General features: G+C 64.9%; 17 protein-coding genes and 1 pseudogene. 11 read left to right on the top strand and 7 right to left on the bottom strand.

Annotation, left to right across the window (positions count from 1 at the left end; all coding sequences use genetic code 11):
• Window positions 1–112 precede the first annotated feature (112 nt).
• Both IPG97_11085 and IPG97_11080 read left to right on the top strand, forming a co-directional pair.
• Window positions 113–451 carry a helix-turn-helix transcriptional regulator gene (locus IPG97_11085; protein MBK6857061.1) on the top strand — a complete coding sequence of 113 codons (339 nt, stop codon included), beginning with the start codon at window positions 113–115 and terminating at the stop codon, window positions 449–451.
• Window positions 432–1,673: a HipA domain-containing protein gene (locus IPG97_11080; GenBank protein MBK6857060.1), complete on the top strand. Its 1,242-nt coding sequence runs from the start codon at window positions 432–434 to the stop codon at window positions 1,671–1,673. The genes IPG97_11085 and IPG97_11080 overlap by 20 nt, the downstream gene beginning before the upstream one ends.
• Window positions 1,674–1,960: 287 nt before the next feature.
• Here the strand turns inward: IPG97_11080 and IPG97_11075 are convergent, their stop codons facing one another.
• Window positions 1,961–2,452 carry a VOC family protein gene (locus tag IPG97_11075; protein MBK6857059.1) on the bottom strand — a complete coding sequence of 164 codons (492 nt, stop codon included), beginning with the start codon at window positions 2,450–2,452 and terminating at the stop codon, window positions 1,961–1,963.
• An 89-nt stretch (window positions 2,453–2,541) separates the two neighbouring features.
• Here IPG97_11075 and IPG97_11070 point away from each other — a divergent pair, with 89 nt between their 5' ends.
• The 4 genes from IPG97_11070 to IPG97_11055 all read left to right on the top strand — a co-directional run bounded on the left by IPG97_11070 (window position 2,542) and on the right by IPG97_11055 (window position 4,057).
• Window positions 2,542–2,883: a helix-turn-helix transcriptional regulator gene (locus IPG97_11070; protein MBK6857058.1), complete on the top strand. Its 342-nt coding sequence runs from the start codon at window positions 2,542–2,544 to the stop codon at window positions 2,881–2,883.
• A 287-nt stretch (window positions 2,884–3,170) separates the two neighbouring features.
• Entirely contained in the window at window positions 3,171–3,410 is a 240-nt protein-coding gene (locus IPG97_11065; protein ID MBK6857057.1) for a hypothetical protein, read from the top strand.
• 66 nt (window positions 3,411–3,476) lie between these two features.
• Window positions 3,477–3,728 carry a type II toxin-antitoxin system ParD family antitoxin gene (locus IPG97_11060; GenBank protein MBK6857056.1) on the top strand — a complete coding sequence of 84 codons (252 nt, stop codon included), beginning with the start codon at window positions 3,477–3,479 and terminating at the stop codon, window positions 3,726–3,728.
• A gap of 89 nt (window positions 3,729–3,817) precedes the next feature.
• Window positions 3,818–4,057, top strand: a complete 240-nt coding sequence (locus tag IPG97_11055) for a type II toxin-antitoxin system RelE/ParE family toxin (GenBank protein ID MBK6857055.1) — start codon at window positions 3,818–3,820, stop codon at window positions 4,055–4,057.
• A 55-nt stretch (window positions 4,058–4,112) separates the two neighbouring features.
• Here IPG97_11055 and IPG97_11050 read toward each other — a convergent pair whose 3' ends face one another.
• The 4 genes from IPG97_11050 to IPG97_11035 form a co-directional block, all read right to left on the bottom strand.
• Window positions 4,113–5,492: a carotenoid oxygenase family protein gene (locus tag IPG97_11050; protein MBK6857054.1), complete on the bottom strand. Its 1,380-nt coding sequence runs from the start codon at window positions 5,490–5,492 to the stop codon at window positions 4,113–4,115.
• Window positions 5,493–5,518: 26 nt separating this feature from the next.
• Window positions 5,519–5,686: a DNA-binding protein gene (locus tag IPG97_11045; GenBank protein ID MBK6857053.1), complete on the bottom strand. Its 168-nt coding sequence runs from the start codon at window positions 5,684–5,686 to the stop codon at window positions 5,519–5,521.
• Window positions 5,687–5,785: 99 nt separating this feature from the next.
• Window positions 5,786–6,259: a hypothetical protein gene (locus tag IPG97_11040; GenBank protein MBK6857052.1), complete on the bottom strand. Its 474-nt coding sequence runs from the start codon at window positions 6,257–6,259 to the stop codon at window positions 5,786–5,788.
• Entirely contained in the window at window positions 6,252–6,446 is a 195-nt protein-coding gene (locus IPG97_11035) for a hypothetical protein (protein MBK6857051.1), read from the bottom strand. Before IPG97_11035 ends, IPG97_11040 begins: the two co-directional genes overlap by 8 nt.
• Window positions 6,447–6,576: 130 nt before the next feature.
• Between IPG97_11035 and IPG97_11030 the strand changes: the two genes are divergently transcribed.
• On the top strand, window positions 6,577–7,809 hold the full coding sequence (locus tag IPG97_11030; GenBank protein ID MBK6857050.1) for a transposase family protein: 1,233 nt from the start codon (window positions 6,577–6,579) through the stop codon (window positions 7,807–7,809).
• Between the two features lie 124 nt (window positions 7,810–7,933).
• On the opposite strand, the pseudogene IPG97_11025 reads toward IPG97_11030, so the two are convergent.
• Window positions 7,934–9,158, bottom strand: a pseudogene (locus tag IPG97_11025) (IS256 family transposase).
• A 562-nt stretch (window positions 9,159–9,720) separates the two neighbouring features.
• Between IPG97_11025 and IPG97_11020 the strand changes: the two are divergent.
• The 4 genes from IPG97_11020 to IPG97_11005 all read left to right on the top strand — a co-directional run bounded on the left by IPG97_11020 (window position 9,721) and on the right by IPG97_11005 (window position 13,676).
• Window positions 9,721–10,227 carry a helix-turn-helix domain-containing protein gene (locus IPG97_11020; GenBank protein ID MBK6857049.1) on the top strand — a complete coding sequence of 169 codons (507 nt, stop codon included), beginning with the start codon at window positions 9,721–9,723 and terminating at the stop codon, window positions 10,225–10,227.
• The gene (locus IPG97_11015; GenBank protein MBK6857048.1) at window positions 10,224–11,858 is read left to right on the top strand and encodes a tyrosine-type recombinase/integrase; all 1,635 of its coding nucleotides are present in this window, start codon (window positions 10,224–10,226) and stop codon (window positions 11,856–11,858) included. Before IPG97_11020 ends, IPG97_11015 begins: the two co-directional genes overlap by 4 nt.
• Window positions 11,859–12,884: 1,026 nt before the next feature.
• Window positions 12,885–13,361: a hypothetical protein gene (locus tag IPG97_11010; protein MBK6857047.1), complete on the top strand. Its 477-nt coding sequence runs from the start codon at window positions 12,885–12,887 to the stop codon at window positions 13,359–13,361.
• A gap of 42 nt (window positions 13,362–13,403) precedes the next feature.
• A complete protein-coding gene (locus IPG97_11005) occupies window positions 13,404–13,676 on the top strand; it encodes a hypothetical protein (protein MBK6857046.1) in 273 nt (90 codons plus the stop codon).
• Between the two features lie 85 nt (window positions 13,677–13,761).
• On the opposite strand, the gene IPG97_11000 is transcribed toward IPG97_11005, so the two are convergent.
• Window positions 13,762–14,112: a hypothetical protein gene (locus IPG97_11000; GenBank protein ID MBK6857045.1), complete on the bottom strand. Its 351-nt coding sequence runs from the start codon at window positions 14,110–14,112 to the stop codon at window positions 13,762–13,764.
• Window positions 14,113–14,335: the final 223 nt, after the last annotated feature.

Raw genomic sequence — 14,335 nt, 5'->3', positions numbered from 1 at the left:
AGGCCCTCTCGCCGGCGCTGGGCCAAGGAGTGAGCGCGACCGACCGGTTGAGCAGCCAGGGTGGTCGATATAAATGGTGCCCACAGGCCTATTACTGTTGTATTATTGCGTCATGGCGAAGCGTCAGGTCTCCCCAACTCCGGAGGCTGCCGAGGCCATCCGCGTCCTCGGGCAACAAATCCGGATCGGCCGCCACCGGAAGGGTTGGTCAGCAGAGAGCCTCGCGGCCCGCATCGGAGTGTCTCCGCGGACGGTGACCTCGATCGAAGCCGGAAGCCCAGGCACATCTATCGCCACCGTGCTCAACGCCGCGGTAACGGTCGGGGTGAGGATCTTCGGTGCCGATCGCGACGAGCTCGTGGCCATGCGCCGTCGAGGCGACGAGGTCATCGCCCTGTTACCCGGCAGAGTGTTCGAGAAGAGTGGCGACGATGCCATCCCAGACTTCTGAGGCGTACGTCTGGCTGTGGCAACCAGGTTCCTCAGAGCCGGTGGTCGCCGGCATTGTGCAACGGGCCCGGGACCGGTATCGCTTCGCCTACGCACCGAGCTACCTGGCGCGCCATGACGCCATCAGCCTCTACCAGCCTGAACTGCCACTCGGTCCGGGTTGGATCGAGCCTTCAGGCGGCCTCACCATCGCAGGAACGCTAAGAGACGCCGGACCCGACGCCTGGGGACAGCGGGTGATCATTCAAGGACTCTTCGGTAACGCCGATGCCGTGGACCCCGGCGATGTCGACCAGGTCACATACTTCCTCTCGTCTGCGTCGAACCGGATCGGTGCGCTCGACTTCCAGGAATCGCCGGTCACCTACGTAGAGCGTGAAGGATCAGCCACCCTCGACGAGCTCCATGGAGCGGCTCGGAACCTGGCGGACGGACGGGACCTGACGCCCGAGATGGCCACGGCACTGGTCCACGGCACATCGGTGGGCGGTGCCCGCCCCAAGGTGACGATCACCGACGGAGACAGGGCCTACATCGCCAAGTTGTCGACGTCGACCGATCCCTATCCAGTCGTGAAGGCCGAGGCCGTCGGGCTCGAACTCGCCCGTCGAGTCGGCATCGACGCCCCCTCTTCGATTATCACCTCTTCGCTCGGCCACGAGATCTTGCTGGTTGAGCGCTTTGACCGACCCGGCGCTGGATGTCGCCAGATGATGGTCAGCGGACTCACGATGCTCGGGCTCGACGAGATGAACGGTCGCTATGCCACCTACCCGGACCTACTCGACGTTCTCCGCCGCCACGGAGCCGACCCGAACGTGGGCAAGCGCCTGTTCGAACGGATCGTGTTCAACGTCGCCATCGGCAACAACGACGACCATGCCCGTAACCACGCCGCCTTCTGGGACGGCGAGAGCCTCGACCTCACGCCGGCTTATGACCTCTGCCCGCAGGCACGAACAGGTGAAACCTCGGCCCAGGCCATGGCCATCGACCGCACTGGCAACCGAGACAGCTCGCTGCGATTGTGCGTCGAAGCGGCGCACATCTACGGCGTCGACCGCCGGGAGGGGCTAGATGTGATCGGGGCCCAAGTGGAGGTGATTCGGGAGGCTTGGGACGACGTGGCGGACGCGAACCGCCTCACCATCGCCGAGCGCAACTACTTGCTCGGCCGCCAGGTCCTCAATCCGTCGACCTTCTACGACCTGCCGACGGCCTAGTGATGTCGTACCGGTCTTCGTTGGTGGCGTGCTTCGTATCGAGCGACGAGACACCATCACCGGGTCTGCGGAACCCCACCCGTCTCCAGGCTGGTTCCATCTACTTCTGTGCGGCCGAGCCAGGGCGGCGAGCGTCGTAGTCGGTGCGGCATCGTGCAGTGGTCTCGGGCATTGACGGACCTTCTGTCACGCTCCCGGCTGGGCATAGCCGTGGACATCGCCGATCACGTCATAGGTGGTCACGCCCTGTTGTACACCGGACCGGTGACCGCCATGCCACCTACCCCTCAGCAGCAACTCGACACGGCGCCGGGGCCGGTACCGATGGCGACCGACTCGGTGATCGACTCGCTGACCGCTGTTGGGGCGCAGCACTGGGTGGGCTCGTCGCCGGTGCGGATGGAGTTGGTCATCTGCTCGGCGTCGCCGGTCTTGACGTACCACTCCCATGGGGCGCCGTCGGGGTCGGTGACCCAGGTCTCGGTCTTGAGGGCGTAGCAACACGTGGTGTCACCCACACCGGTGGTGTTGATTCCGTCAGCCGACAGCCGGCCCTCGGCGGCAACGACCTCCTCGGCCGTGGCGACCTCGACGCCGAGGTGGTTGAGGGTGCCGCCGCCTTCACCTTCGATCAGCACGAGCTTGAGTGGCGGCTCGTCGATGGCGAAGTTGGCGTAGCCGGGCTTGCGCTTGTTCACCTCGGTGTTGAACAGCTTCGAGTAGAAGGCGACGGCCTCGTCGATGTTCGAGACGTTGAGGGCGAGCTGCACACGTGACATGAGGATCCTCCTGATAGATTCACGATTGTCGATACGTTGACTATAATGATACATCGACAGATGTCAATGTGACCCGCGGAGGATCTTCGATGACCACGGCACCGAGCAAAGACACCACCGACCCCGCGGTGTGCTGCGCGCTGCTGTCCGAGGCCCCGCTCGCCGAGACCGACGCCGTTGCGCTCGCCCACATCTACGCCTCGCTCGCAGACCCGGTCCGGCTGCGGCTGCTATCCATGATCGCCGCCGCCGGGGAGATCTGCTCGTGCGACCTGACCGAACCCCTCTCCAAGAGCCAACCGACGGTCAGCCACCACACGAAGATCCTCGCCGATGCCGGGCTGATCTCCGGAGACAAACGAGGCCGCTGGGTCTACTGGCGCGTCGAACCCACCCACGCCAGGTTCGTCCAACAGGTCCTCACCGGCTGACTTCACCGGCAGCTTTCATGTCGGATCGTGGTCGCGAATCGCGGTCTACCTCGAGGCCATGACGTGGGCAGACTGGACCCGTGAAGTCGATCAACGTCCGCGACGAGAAGGCCCCGATTAGGTCGTCGCCGCCGGGTTCGCGCTCCTGCCGACCAACGCGGAACCGCACTGGTCGGAGATCCTTCCGGAGCCGACCCCAGCCCACTTCGACAGGGTGCGCCAATTGTTCCGCGGTCCGATCAAGAACCCAATGTGGATAGGCCCCGGAGCGCCGCAGCATGGTCACCGTGAGCAAGAGTCCGGACCTTTCCTACGACCCAAACGAGATTGGCCCGGACTGCGTTGTCGAGTGCTGGATTTCCCACGGCCCACGAGCTGACGATCCAACCTTCGATCCCCAGCCCGGCGAGATCGTGTCGCTCATCGACGACGACGATGAACCTCTTCGCGGCCGAGTGTTCCGCCGCGAAGGAAACCTCGTCTCGGTACAGGTCATCCTTCCCGCCGTTGTCTCTCAGACCGCCTAGGACCAACGTTACGACCCGCTCACCGCAGGGTTGACAACTGTTGTCAATCAGGCCACGGTGGTTCGCATGGCACAGAGCACGATGAGCTTCGCCCTCCCCCCAGAGATGCGGGACTACATCGACGACCGCGTGCGAGGTGGACAGTTCGGCAACACCAGCGAGTACCTACGAAGCCTGATCCGCCAAGACCAAGAGGCACAGGCCGCTCAGCGCTTTCGTGACCTGATCGCGGACGGTCTCACATCCGGTGATGGGCGGCTGGTCACCGCCGATGTGGTTGCCGAGCTTCGTGAGCGCGCTCTGAACGATGCTGGGTGAACAGGCCCGTCCTTCTTCGGCCACTCGCCGAAGCTGACCTGGTCGAACGCACCCGCTAATACCGCCACAACGCTGGCGAGGCCGTCGGTGTGCGCTTCTTCGACGCTGCACTTGCGGCGCTTGAGTCGATCGCCCAGATGCCCGATGCCGGATCTCCCCGTGCTGGTGAACTGTGCGACGTGCCCGGGCTTCGAGCCCAGCGAGTGAGCAGATTTCCGTGCGCCTGGTACTACTTCGTGGCCGCCGACCACGTCGACGTCGTCCGGCTCCTCGCCGATGCCCACGACCTCCCAGCGATCCTCGGACAGTCGGACCCGACTGAAGACTGACAAGAATCCGGGCTTGGCATCGACCGGATCCCAGCGAAGCACCCCTGTCGCCTCATCAGGGAGATGGGATCCAGTTGCCGTGGAACCCGGCTGGTACGCGGGTGGGTAGGTGGACGTGGGCGACGGGACCTTCACCTGGCGCTGAGGCGTCAAGGACCACCAGCTCGCTGAGATCGGTCGTTCGGTCGTAGACCAACGTGAGGTACCAGCCGTCATCCTCGCCAGCGTCTGCGGCGCGGGGCACGAACACGAACTCGCCCGCCTCTCGCCCGTCTCCCATGTCGACCACCTCCCTCGCTCCGGTGGTGGTGTCGTAGCGAACCAGTCCAGCCGGTTCGGTGAGGCCGGCATCGCCGCCGGACTGCGCGGTGGCCCACCCGTAGCGGTGGGCGCGTCCGACGAGGCGCTCGTCGACGCGAGGGAACTCGAGGGGTAGGTCGTCCAACTGTTCCTCGTCTGCTCGGCCGGTGCCGAGGTCGAGGGTCCAACGCCACAAGGTGGGAGGGCCTTCGTTGGGTCCGCGGCGGTCACTGGCGAACATGCGGGGGTGGCGGACCACGTCGAGCACCACCCGCTCGACGGCTCCGTCGGCGCCGACCACGTCGTGGGCGTTGAGGGGATGGAACACGTAGCAGGGATCCACCTCGAACCACCTGACGTCGGAGGCGCCTCCCTCTCGTGGCAGCAGACCGACCCGGGCGCCGTAGCCCTCGTCCCACACGTAGGGGAACGGCATACCGTTCGTCAGCGCATCGAGGGAGAACGTCACCGGCAGGTCGTAGAGGGCGACGAAGCGTTCCGTGAGCGAGCAGTCGTGCACCATCGGGTTCCCGGGCACGGGCACGTCCACCCGGCGGCGGACTCGCCCGTCGACACCGACCACGACGTACTCCATCAGCTCCGGCCGTCCCCAGTAGTAGTTGACGGCGTGCAGCTCGCCGGTGTCGGGGTCACGCTTGGGGTGGGCGGTGAACCCGTAAGGGAGGGTGCCGTCGAAGTCGCTGTGGCAGACGGTCTCCAACTCGTCGGTCAGCTCGACCGGTCGGGCCCCGGCCTCCACCAGAGCGAAGGTGCGCCCGGCGTGGCCGATCACGTTGGTGTTGGCCGTGTCGAAGAACTGGCGCTCCCCTGGCGCCGGGGGCTCACCCAGCAGCTCGCTCACATTGGTAGAGCGCACCCAGCGGTTCCGATACCACTCGGCTCGGCCCCCTCGCAGCGACAGTCCGTGGACCATGCCGTCGCCCGTGAACCAGTGGTACGTGGCGGTGTCGATCGCGCCGAGCGGGTTGGGGCCATTGCGGACGTAGCGGCCGTCGAGCTCTTCGGGCAGCTCGCCGGTGACCGGGAGGTCGACCGCGGTGTGTTCGGTGGCGATCGGGGCCAGGTTGCCCGAGAGGTAGGGGTTGGTCGGGGTATCCGTGCTCATGGCCCTCATTCCGCAACAGTGTTTGCGAGTCTCTGTTAGGCGTCTGGTCGGATCTCTACCAGACATCTGGTCGGGTCTCTACCAGGCATCTGGCAATGGGTGTCGATCCAACGAGCCTCGGCGGAGCGTCCGTGCTCGGCTCCCCGTCGCTTGAGCTGACGCACGAGCTCGTCATCGAGGTTCCTCACCACCAGCTGCGCCATCTAGACCTCCCAGGCCAGACCAGTGCTATCAGTGATAGCGAGGCACGGCCGCGCCGCACTCCCCTCCGCGGCTTTTCCGCTGTGCAGGAGCGGCGGATCTCAGCTTCGGCGCAAGTGAAGGTCCTCGGGGTTTTCGATCACAACCGTGAGGAGTCGGCGGCTCATGGTGACGGCGAACTCGTCGAAGAACCCTGTTTGGCCCAGGATCATGAAGAACTGGGCATCCCATGGTTCGATGAATCCGACGTCGGTCTTCCATGTGACGAACTCGTCGTCTCGGCCATATCGGTGCAACTGAAGGTCTACCTCGACAAAGGCCGCGGTGACGGTACGGCCACCGATACCCAATTCCAAGGTGTCAGATGCGTTTGCGAGGTCGATGCCTAGTGAGTCGGCAATCCATGCGGCACAAAGGCAGTGTTCGCAGCCACTATCGACGAGGGCGAGCACAGGGTTCGGCTGGTCAGCACTCAGGCGGATCGGCACCGCTGGTCGGAAGATCGGTCGGCCACGACGGTCAGGCTCGAGCTGGACGTACTCGAAGTCCCAGCCCTTCAGCGGGAGGTCAGCCAAGTCCGACCAAGAGAGGCTCGTCTGCTCGGGGAACCCTGACGATCGCGGCGTGGGCGAGGTTCCGGGCACGCATGATGGCGAGCAGTTCGATGGGATCCTCTGCCGAGGCCAAGACGCGATCTGTCACTAGGTCGACTGCAACCACCTTGCCCTCGTACCCTTCGACCTGCAGCACCCGACCTGACATGCCGTTCAGGCTACCAGTGCACGACCCGCACGATCAGCAGCCGCATTGACTCACTCGAAACCTCCGCGTAGGGGGATTCGTTGCCTCATGTAGTTCCTCCGTTTGGGGTGTGGCCCGCTACGCCTGATCGATGGGACTCTCGATGGCGCAACGGCGTGCGGTCACGAACCAGATGGCAACGAAGTACCGGCAGGCGACACGGCCGGAAAAGACACAGATCCTTGACCAACTCGTCGAGTTGACCGGCTGGCATCGCGACTGGGCCCGGGCACAGCTGCGCCAAGCCGGAACGGTCCGTGTCGCCGGGTCCCGCAAGCCCCGGACACCAACGTATTCGGCCCGGGTGGTGTCAGGTCTGGAACAGTGCTGGCAGGTCGCCCGCTGCCCGGCCGGCAAACGCCTAGCGCCGATGCTCGAGACGCTGGTGCCGCTACTGCGCCGCGATGGCGAGCTCGTGCTCACCGACGCAGAGGCCGACCTGCTCGTGGCGATGTCGGCTGCGACGATCGATCGACGCCTGGCGAACTCGAAAGCTGTCGCGGGGTTCACGGGCCGCTCCCACACCAAGCCGGGCTCGTTGTTGAAATCACAGATCCCGATCCGAACCTGGTCTGAATGGGACGAGAACAAACCCGGGTTCGTGGAGATCGACTTGGTCGGCCACGAAGGCGGCAACAGCTACGGCGAGTTCTGCTTCACCCTCACGATCACTGACGTGGCAACGGGTTGGACCGTGAACCGCTCGATCCCCAACAAGGCCGCGATCCACGTTGTCGAAGCGATCAAGCACGCCTCAGCACGGTTCCCGTTCCCGATCCTGGGCATCGATTCCGACAACGGTTCGGAGTTCATCAACTCCCATCTCTACGACTACTGCCTCGCCAACAAGATCACCTTCACCAGGGGCCGGCCCGGCAACAAGAACGACGGCAGCCACGTCGAGCAGAAGAACTGGACCCACGTCCGAAGCCTCGTCGGCTACCTCCGTTTCGACACCCCCGCCGAGCTCAAGCTCCTCAACGAGATCTGGGACCTCGACCACGACTTCACGAACCTGCTGTGCGCCCAACAGAAGCTGATCAGCCGCGAACGTGTCGGCGCCAAGATCATCAAACGCCACGACACCGCGCAGACCCCCCACCAGCGCGCCCTGGCCGCGGGCGTGCTCACCCCAGCGAAGAAGGCCGCTCTAACCCGGGCCCGCAACACCATCCGACCCGGACAACTTCAACGCCGCATCGACCAACGCGCAGCCCAACTCGAACGCCTCGCCCTGTCCAAAACCGCTGCCCCACCCAGACCCATCAACCGGGCCTTCAACAAGCGCGACCGTCCGGAGGTCTTAGGTGAGGCAACGAACTAGCCCTCCCGGAGGTTTTGACATGAGGCAACAGGGCATGTCACCGCCGTTCGCCATCGATTCATGGCGGAAGTCCGCGGACAGAGCCCCCGCTGGTGGTGGGAATCGAGGGTGATCCTCGATGTGTTCAGCCGCTGATTGCGGGCTGATCGGGGTCAGTGTCGCGCGGGTCGTCGAGGAGGGCCATCGAGGTCTCGGAGAGGTAGCGGCGGGCGATGGCCCATTCGTCGTGTTGGTCGGCGAGAACGGCGCCGATGAGGCGGATGGCCGCCCGGTCGTTGGGGAAGATCCCGACGACGTTGGAGCGGCGCTTCACTTCCTTGTTCAACCGCTCGAGGGGGTTGGTCGACCAGATCTTGCGCCAGTGCTCCCGCGGGAACGCGCTGAACGCGGGAACGTCGGTCTTGGCGCCGGACATGAGCGCTGCGGCCTTCGGGAACCGCTCCGCGAGGGTGGCCTCGACGTCGTGCCAGCGCGCGGAGACCTCTTCGGCGGTGCCGAGGGAGAAGATCGACCGGAACGCGGCGGCGACGAACTCGGCGTGGGCTTTGGGGATCGTGGCGAGCAGGTTGCGGGCGAAGTGGACCCGGCACCGCTGCCAGCTCGACCCGGCAAAGCACTTGCGGATCGCGGCCTTCAGCCCGGCGTGGGCGTCGGAGATCACGAGCCGGACTCCGCCCAGGCCGCGGTCTTTGAGCGAGCGCAGGAACCGGGTCCAGAACGTCTCGTCTTCGAGTCGCCGATGTCGACGCCGAGCACCTCGCGGTCGCCGTTGGCGGTGATCCCCGTCGCGATCACCACCGCGCGGGACACGACCTGGCCCAGGGCGTCATCGCGGACGTTGATGTAGGTGGCGTCCAGGTAGACGTAGGGGAACGCTATGTGGCCGAGGGTGCGGCCCCGGAACGCTTCGACCCGTTCGTCGAGGCCAGCGCAGATCCGGCTGACCTCGGACTTGGAGATCCCGGTGTCGACGCCCATCGCCGCGACAAGGTCGTCGACGGACCGCGTCGACACCCCGTTGACGTATGCCTCCATCACCACCGCGTACAGGGCCTGGTCGATACGGCGACGGGGCTCGAGCAGCCCGGGGAAGAACGAACCCTTGCGCAGCTTCGGGATCGTCAACGCCAGGTCCCCCGCCTTGGTAGAGAGCACCTTCGGACGGGTCCCATTGCGATAGGTCACCCGAGCATCGGTGCGCTCCCACGGATCGGCACCGATCTTCTCAGTCGCTTCGGCGTCGATGAGCTGCTGGAGCGCCCACTGGGCGAGCTCACGGACAAGGTCGGTGCCCTCCCCGACGCGGGCGCGTCAAGCAGGTCAGAAACGGCAGACTCAGACAGAGCCATCGGCGTGTTCTCCTTCGTGTGCACTTTGGTAGGTACACATCAAGGATCACGCCGGTGGCTCACCTCATGGTGGACCCGATTCCCACCACGCCAGGGGACTCATACAGTCCGCGGAGCTCCATCAAGCTTCGAATCCGACCCGTCGCATCATCGTGGACGAAACCACAACTCGAACGCTGGTTGGCGGATGCTTGAGCGCACCCCAACCCTTCACGCGACGGATCTGACAGGAGGACCGGAGTCATGGCTCGGGACTCCCATATAGGGGTGAAGACAGTCGAGTTCTCTTGACTATCCGCAGGTCAGGGGTGGTGCCCGGGGCGGGGATCGAACCCGCACGGAGGTTGCCCTCCGGAGGGGTTTAAGCCCCTGAGCTGGCCTTTTTGACGCTGTTTAGTGATTCGCCACGTGGATCCACCCAGAACCAGAGCCGAGCTTTGCGGGGTTCCGCGTGCAATTTCGCCATTCTTCAGTTCTTCGGCGCGTGCCGTCCGCTGCACCCGATGTGCAGCGGTGTGCAGTAGGTGACCACTGGCAGAACCGACCGCGCATAGAGATCCACATGAAGTCGAAAGAGGGTCGAGAACCGTCCTACTCGACGGCCGAAGCCGCCGAACTGCTGTCCATTCCAGCACGGATGATCCGCGACATGGTCCAAGACAACTCACTGCCCGGTTGGACCGACGGTGGACGCTGCCGTGTGTCAGCCCGTGCCGTCGACGCTCGGGTTGCCAAGCGAGCGGCCGAGGCAGCCGCGGCGATGGCAGATGCCGTCGACGCAGAGGGTGTAGAACCTGATTCCACCAGCGTCGACAGCGATCAGCCGACGACCGCGGCCATCGCACCCCGCGCTCCTCGCAGCCTGTTCATCGACGACGTCGAAGACGTGCTCGGCGAACTGCCGTGGCTCATGTCGGTGGCGCAGACCGCTGCGGTGCTCCACATGAGCCGAAGCACGATCGACCAGGCCATAGCCCTCGGGCAACTTCCAACGCGTCAGATCGGACAGCGCTACTACGTCTCGCTCCTCGAACTCGACGCGTGGCTGGCCCGACGGAACGCAGCATGAGCCGACCGATGCAGTTCCGCTCGCCCAAGGGAACCGGGTCCATCTACGAGGCCGGCGGCCTCTTCTACATCCGCTACTCGACCGGTTCGCGCGAGAACCGTCGGCAGTGGTCGAGCCCGCCGTACGCCACCCGAGCCGACGCTGAGCTGGCCCGCGCCGCGAACGCCAAGCCGGTGTCGGCCGACTGGATGGCCAAGACCTGGGGTGAGCACCTCGACGAGTTCGTCCCCCGCCGGATCGGCCTCCTGCAAGCAAACGATCAGTGGTCCTACGCCACGATCCTCCAGCGCTACTACCGCCGACTCGATCCGCTGCTTCGGCCGCTCGGCCGCGTCAGCGCCACGACGGCGCAAGACATCGGCCGGGTTCTCGATGCCCTGTTGGTCGACGGAGTCGCTGAGGGCACCGTGAGGCGCATCAAGTCCGAGGGGGTGACGTGCTGGAAGGGCGCTCAAGCGCTCGGTCTTCCGGTGGTCAACAACCCTTTCGCCGACGCGGTCGTCGACAAGCGCCTGGCAGCCAAGACTGCCAAGACTGCCAAGAAGCGAGGTCGGGTCACCGACGACGACACCGAAGCCCTGACGCATTCGGAGTGGAAGATCCTCCGCGACGCGATGCTGGACGTGTTCCTGAACGGCACCACGCGGACCATCCGCACCGCCCGTTGGGCCCTCCCCGTGATCATCGAGGGCGACACCGGGTGTCGTCGCGGCGAGTCGCTCGGCCTTCGCCTGAACAACGTGAAGCTGGGAGCCAAGCCGCACCTCATCATCGAGGAGCAGGTCAAGGCGGACCACCGGAACGGCGGCTGGGAGCTAGGTGCCCCGAAGACGCTCGCCAGTTGGCGCACCCTGTCGATCGGCCCGGAACTGGCGAAGCTGATTCGGATCCACATCGAGCGCAACAGCTTGAGCGGTCGCGACCTCCTGTTCGCCGATGACAACGGCGACGTGCTGAAGCCCGACTCGCTCACCCGCTGGTTGCCCGGCGCTGCCCGGCGGCTCGGCATCGAGACGCGCTGCACACCCCACGTACTGCGCGACACCCACATCACCCTCCTGCTATCGAAGGGCGTGAACGACGTGCTCGTTTCTGCCCGTGCGGGCCACGGCAGCACCGTGTATACGAGGTCCGCCTCACGAGAAGCACATCGTCCGCACCCACGACGGCCTAGCCGCCGAGTACGAAGCCATCATGCGCGACGTCTAGGCCTACTTCGAGTCAGGGCTTTGCACACGCCAAGGGAGCATCAGGCCCCTTTGAGCCCTTCGAAAGGTTGCTCCGCGCGCAGAGCAGGCGGATGTTCTCGATCGTGGCTTCACCACCACGGGAGAACGGCACGATGTGGTCGAAGTGCAACCCGGTGGTGGCGACGCATCCTCCTACGCAGGTGCCACCATCGCGAGCCCAGACAGCAAGCTCGACGTGCAGCGGGATGTACCTCGAAATCTGCGCGAGAGGACGGAGGCGCCAATCTCGCGGGTCATAGGTATCCGGAGGCTCTGCGATCGGATCGCCAGTGGCGATGTCCGGCATCCCGATGGCGTCGAGGTCGCTCTGCTCCAGCTTCCGGTATCCGTTCTTGCCGAAGTGCTGACCGGCGGGAAGGGCGACATCAAGCGGCCGCATGACGATGGGAGCCCACGCCAGAACTACCCCGGCACTAGGGCGTGTCCGGTGGTAGTCGTTCAGATCGTCCTCGGCGATGCCGTAGGCGTGCCACAGAGCGTCCAGAGCCTCCGCTGTCGACTCGTAGCCGTCTCGAAGGAGCGACCCGACCCGAACCTCCCAGAGGATGCGTCGGGTGTCCGTGTCCCCCAAGTAGACGACATCACCCTCCGCTATCTGGTTGAAGGGCGCTTGGCGGTTCTGCCACATCTGAAAGAAGACCTGATGGGCGAGCACTGGAGCGGGAACGTCCCGGAGTTCGACGAAGTCTCGGCGATTGACCAGATACCGCGCCGGAGACGTGTTCATCGTCCAGGAAGTGCGCGCCGAAGGTTGGCCTGCGGGCTTGCCCGCAGCATCGCTTGCCCGCTCAGGAAACATCGACGCCCCGTGGCCTGCGGCTGTCTCAAGCGCAGTTCGGAGCGAACTCTCATCGAGCCCCTCGACGTCTTCGTAGCCTCCGATCCGACCCGATACCGCGGACATCACGTCGCCCCGGAGTGAGTGCCGGTCCTCCTCCACCACCTCCTCAAGAACTAGGCAATTCGAATCGAGGGCAGGCTGGATTGAAGCCGCGCGAGCGATCACCAGACGCCAGAGCATCCAGGATTCGACGGGTCCCCTCATCCGCTCAGGGCGACCGGCGGCGTCGTCGGATGGGGCTCCAGCTACCACGAGCACCAGGGTCGATTTGGATGGATCGAACGAGTCGGGAAGTGCGGTGCCGACAGCCCACTCGATTGAGTCCGAGCTTGTGATCGAGGCATCGAGTGCCTCTAGGGACTCCGTGGTCCGCGGGTTGATGACGAGGAGCTGTTCAGCCATTCGGGGCCATCGGCCGCAGCACGTCAAACCTGAGCCTTGAGATCAAGGACTGCGCAAGATGCAGCATCTTCTTGACAAGATGTCCCCACGGTTCTAAGTTACCAACATCTTAAGTCGAAGTTGAGGAGTGAAAGCGTGAACCCAGAATCTGAAGGCGGATCGAAGTGATCCTCGTCAACCTGTCGAAGTCGTGGGCAGAGGTCGTGTCCGGCGCCCGTGAGCCCGCCGATGTGACGCTCGGAGATTGGGCTGGCATCACAGATGAGTCAATCGAGCAATGCGCGGACGTGATCCTCGGCGTACATAGAGGCGAGGTCGTGTCGGCCTTCGACATCGAGGCCTGGGACCGCGACCCCGAGTCCGGTCGGGTCCGATTCTCCGGTGCTCCCTCGGAGACCTGGGCTCACCTGGTTGGCACCCCGAACCCTGGGCCCGCGTGGGTGAAGGGCGCAGCCCGGCCGGTGAAGTACCTGGACACCAGGATCCTGACCGAAGGCAGCGTCGAGGTTGAAGCAACCCCCGACGGGTCACGGGCCGTCGTGCGCGGCTTCACCTTGGCCGTGGCGGACGACGGCACCGCGACGGTGATCGCGCCACCCGGCTCCCGAGTGACCGTCATCACCGGGCCAATAGCCGGCTAGCCGTCCGCTGACGACCGAACCAACCAATCACCGGGGGGACCGATGAACGAACACGAATGGCCCACAGCCACCGATGGATACCTGATCGAACGAGTGCCATACCCGACGGGCCTACCGACCAAGACGACGAAGACCTCGACGACCTCCCGCATGGTCACCGGAGACAACCCGCAATGGGGCGCTGCCATCCCGCTCATGTACCGATTGCTAGCCGCTCCTAGTGCGCACCTTCAGTTCCCCGAGGTCCCGCCACCGTCGAATCCCGTCGGAGCGGAGGCGGCGGTCTATGGACGCCTCTGTTCAACCTCCTCGTGACCTCGTTCGGGTGGAGTCGACCCGATCTGGGGAACCCAGTGGTGGATCGAGGCCGGCAAACCAACCCATGACAACCGACTCCGCCTCATCGCCGATCTGTGGGACGCCGACTTGCCAACTCGACGAGTTCCTCCACTGGCTCTGGCACACCACCGGGTGCCCTCTCGACACCTCCGCCTACCGCCTGCTCGATCACGTTCCGAGACGTCACCTGGCCGACGTGGACGACTGGGACCTCTGCAACCACGTGATCACGAACGCCACAGGCTCGATCACCGACATCGGCAAAGACCCGCTCCACCTCACCCGACACATCAGCGCCCTCGAGGCCACAGCCGAACCCGACACCGCCGCCATCTCCTACCGGCTCGGCGAACCAAGGGCCACCCTGCTCCTCGACTGCATGAGCGGTTGGTACCAGGCCCTCGCCGAGCACGGGGCTGCACTCCCGACATCGGCGACAGCTCCTGGTACGTCGACGTCGTGGTCAAGCCGGTGGGGCACCTCGGCACCTTCCGACGCTCACGACAGAGCGGGCTTTGGTTCTCCGACCCCACCATCTGCACGTACTCGGCCTGTGACAACACGGCATGCAGCCCCAACGATCAATCAAGAAGAAGGGAACAAACACAGATGAACATCATCGAACCCGCCGACAA

Source organism: Microthrixaceae bacterium, assembly GCA_016702505.1.
Taxonomy (GTDB): domain Bacteria; phylum Actinomycetota; class Acidimicrobiia; order Acidimicrobiales; family Iamiaceae; genus Aquihabitans.
Note: the sequence above shows the minus strand (reverse complement) of the source record. Positions and strands in the feature narration are given on the sequence as shown.

Coding starts and splice junctions, on each gene's coding strand:
- IPG97_11085 (MBK6857061.1), top strand. CDS start 113: ATGGCGAAGCGTCAGGTCTCCCCAACTCCGGAGGCTGCCGAGGCCATC.
- IPG97_11080 (MBK6857060.1), top strand. CDS start 432: ATGCCATCCCAGACTTCTGAGGCGTACGTCTGGCTGTGGCAACCAGGT.
- IPG97_11075 (MBK6857059.1), bottom strand. CDS start 2,452: ATGTCACGTGTGCAGCTCGCCCTCAACGTCTCGAACATCGACGAGGCC.
- IPG97_11070 (MBK6857058.1), top strand. CDS start 2,542: ATGACCACGGCACCGAGCAAAGACACCACCGACCCCGCGGTGTGCTGC.
- IPG97_11060 (MBK6857056.1), top strand. CDS start 3,477: ATGGCACAGAGCACGATGAGCTTCGCCCTCCCCCCAGAGATGCGGGAC.
- IPG97_11050 (MBK6857054.1), bottom strand. CDS start 5,492: ATGAGGGCCATGAGCACGGATACCCCGACCAACCCCTACCTCTCGGGC.
- IPG97_11045 (MBK6857053.1), bottom strand. CDS start 5,686: ATGGCGCAGCTGGTGGTGAGGAACCTCGATGACGAGCTCGTGCGTCAG.
- IPG97_11035 (MBK6857051.1), bottom strand. CDS start 6,446: ATGTCAGGTCGGGTGCTGCAGGTCGAAGGGTACGAGGGCAAGGTGGTT.
- IPG97_11030 (MBK6857050.1), top strand. CDS start 6,577: ATGGGACTCTCGATGGCGCAACGGCGTGCGGTCACGAACCAGATGGCA.
- IPG97_11020 (MBK6857049.1), top strand. CDS start 9,721: ATGAAGTCGAAAGAGGGTCGAGAACCGTCCTACTCGACGGCCGAAGCC.
- IPG97_11015 (MBK6857048.1), top strand. CDS start 10,224: ATGAGCCGACCGATGCAGTTCCGCTCGCCCAAGGGAACCGGGTCCATC.
- IPG97_11005 (MBK6857046.1), top strand. CDS start 13,404: ATGAACGAACACGAATGGCCCACAGCCACCGATGGATACCTGATCGAA.